Source organism: Pseudokineococcus marinus (assembly GCF_013004605.1).
GTDB lineage: Bacteria > Actinomycetota > Actinomycetes > Actinomycetales > Quadrisphaeraceae > Pseudokineococcus > Pseudokineococcus marinus.
Genome location: NZ_JABEMA010000373.1, coordinates 1 through 2,618 on the forward strand (window position 1 = coordinate 1; position 2,618 = coordinate 2,618).

Sequence of the window (2,618 nt, forward strand, 5' to 3'; positions counted from 1 at the left end):
CCCGGCACCGGCTGCGCCGCTGGCGAACAGCGCGGCCCGGGGGCGGCCCGCCGGGCGCGCCGGGGCTAGGTTCGCCGCAGGCGGGCCCCCGCGGCGAACAGCGCCGGGGAGCCGTCCGCGGCCCGCCACCCGACCCAGAGGAGAGCAGCTGTGGAGATCCGCATCGGCGTGCAGAACGTGGCGCGGGAGATCGTCCTGGAGTCGTCGCAGTCGGCCGACGAGGTGCGCAGCGCGGTCGACGCCGCCCTGTCCGGCTCGGCGGTCCTCGACCTCGTCGACGAGCGCGGCCGGCGCGTCGTCGTGCCCTCCGGCGTGCTCGGCTACGTCGAGATCGCGGCCGAGAGCCCCCGCCGGGTCGGCTTCGGCTCCTCCTGACGGCCCCTGCCGGCAGACCGGGGCGCCGGGCGGGCACCCGATCGGGTCACCGCCCGGCGCCGCCGGTGGCCGCCCGCGATCTCGACGCGCGGACGGACGGCGCCTCTGCCACCGTGTGATCACCAGACGTCACCACCGGCCCGACCGGGCCTCTCCGGGTGACGTCCCCCTCACGGAGAGGCATCGCCATGACCGTCAGCGGCATCATCAGCGCCATCATCGTCGGGCTCATCGTCGGCGCCCTGGCCCGACTCGTGCTCCCGGGCAAGCAGAACATCAGCATCCTGCTGACCATCCTCATCGGCCTCGTCGCCGCCTTCATCGGCGGCTTCATCGGCAACGCGATCACGGGCGGGGATGACGGCTTCTCGATCATCACGCTCATCATCCAGGTCGTCCTCGCCGTCATCGGCGTGGCGATCGTGGGCGGCACGAGCGGTCGCAAGAGCGTCCGCCGCTGACCTGCGCGCACCCCTCGCGGAGGGCCGCCACCCCACCGGGGTGGCGGCCCTCCGTGCGTCCGCCCCCGGGACGGCCCGCGCCCCGCCCCGCCCCGCCGGGCGCCGCGCGCGCCCGGGTCCGAGCCGCTCGTGGTTACCATGGCGCGGAACACGCCTACGCCCGGTCGTCGAGAGCGATCGGCCGCCACCCCCCGGCGCGAGAGGCCCGTGTGGTGCGGAGCGCCCGAGCGCCCGGCCCGCGTGCGGCCCCGCCCGACGACCCGAAGGCCTCCCCCCATGTCCGCAGAGACCGCAGAGACCAGCACCGGCGCGCCCGGCGACGTCGAGGACGTCGCCGTCGAGACCCTCGAGGCCCCGGCCCCCGAGGCCGCCGCCCTCGTGCCCACCTTCGTCGAGCACGGCGTCCAGCAGGCCATCGCCGACGCGCTCGCCGCCAAGGGCATCGAGCGCCCCTTCCCCATCCAGGCGATGACGCTGCCCGTGGCGCTGTCCGGCCACGACATCATCGGCCAGGCGAAGACCGGCACCGGCAAGACCCTCGGCTTCGGCATCCCGGCGATCCAGCGCGCCTCCGGGCCGGGCGAGGAGGGCTTCGAGGCCCTGGCCGAGCCGGGCGCGCCGCAGGCCCTCGTCGTCGTGCCCACGCGCGAGCTCGCCGTGCAGGTGTCCGGCGACCTCACCGCCGCCGCCGCCCGCCGCTCCGTGCGCGTCCTCACCATCTACGGCGGCCGGGCCTACGAGCCGCAGGTCGAGGCCCTCGAGAAGGGCGTCGAGATCGTCGTCGGCACCCCCGGCCGCCTCCTCGACCTGGCGGGCCAGGGTCACCTGCGGCTCGGCCACGCCCGCACCGTCGTCCTCGACGAGGCCGACGAGATGCTCGACCTCGGCTTCCTGCCCGACGTCGAGAAGCTCCTCGCCATGACGCCCGCCGGGCGCCAGACCATGCTCTTCTCCGCGACCATGCCCGGCCCGGTCGTCGCGCTGGCCCGCCGCTACATGACGCAGCCGACGCACATCCGGGCCAGCGAGCCCGACGACGCGGGCGCCGTCGTCAAGGCCATCCGCCAGGTCGTCTACCGCGCCCACGCGATGGACAAGGTCGAGGTGCTGGCGCGCATCCTGCAGGCCGAGGGCCGCGGGCTCACCATCGTCTTCGCCCGCACGAAGCGGACGGCGGCCAAGGTGGCCGACGACCTCGTCGAGCGGGGCTTCGCCGCCGGCGCGCTGCACGGCGACCTCGGCCAGGGGGCGCGCGAGCAGGCGCTGCGGGCCTTCCGCAGCGGCAAGGTGGACGTCCTCGTCGCCACCGACGTGGCGGCCCGCGGCATCGACGTCACGGACGTCACCCACGTCGTCAACTACCAGTGCCCCGAGGACGACAAGACCTACGTGCACCGCATCGGCCGCACGGGTCGCGCGGGCCAGACGGGCATCGCCGTCACCTTCGTCGACTGGGACGACGTGCCGCGCTGGGGCCTCATCGACCGCACGCTCGGGCTCGGGCACCCGGAGCCGGTGGAGACGTACTCCACGTCCGCGCACCTCTTCTCCGACCTCGACATCCCCGAGGGCACGACCGGACGGCTGCCCCGCAGCCGCCGCACGCGCGCGGGCCTCGCGGCCGAGGAGCTCGAGGACCTCGGCGAGACCGGCCGGGGCGGCCGCGAGGGCGGGGACCTTGCCCGTGCCGGCGACGGCGCAGACCCGTCGCGGGATGCGCCGCAGCGCCGGTGGCGGCGGGCCGCTCGAGCGGGCGTTGAGCGGCACGCCCTCCCAGCTGCC

At 76.0% G+C, this 2,618-nt stretch carries 3 protein-coding genes; all 3 read left to right on the forward strand.

The window, feature by feature from the left end; all coding sequences use genetic code 11:
- The first annotated feature begins 150 nt into the window (after positions 1 to 150).
- A complete protein-coding gene (locus HLB09_RS15585; RefSeq protein WP_171204237.1) occupies positions 151 to 375 on the forward strand; it encodes a DUF3107 domain-containing protein in 225 nt (74 codons plus the stop codon).
- Positions 376 to 563: 188 nt separating this feature from the next.
- Positions 564 to 836 carry a GlsB/YeaQ/YmgE family stress response membrane protein gene (locus tag HLB09_RS15590; RefSeq protein ID WP_171204238.1) on the forward strand — a complete coding sequence of 91 codons (273 nt, stop codon included), beginning with the start codon at positions 564 to 566 and terminating at the stop codon, positions 834 to 836.
- A gap of 276 nt (positions 837 to 1,112) precedes the next feature.
- Positions 1,113 to 2,618: DEAD/DEAH box helicase (locus HLB09_RS15595; RefSeq protein WP_212771210.1), on the forward strand; the 1,506-nt coding region annotated here is incomplete at its 3' end.

Bases quoted from the DNA above. Each gene is read 5' to 3' on its own strand.
- HLB09_RS15590 (WP_171204238.1), top strand. From the start codon at position 564: ATGACCGTCAGCGGCATCATCAGCGCCATCATCGTCGGGCTCATCGTC.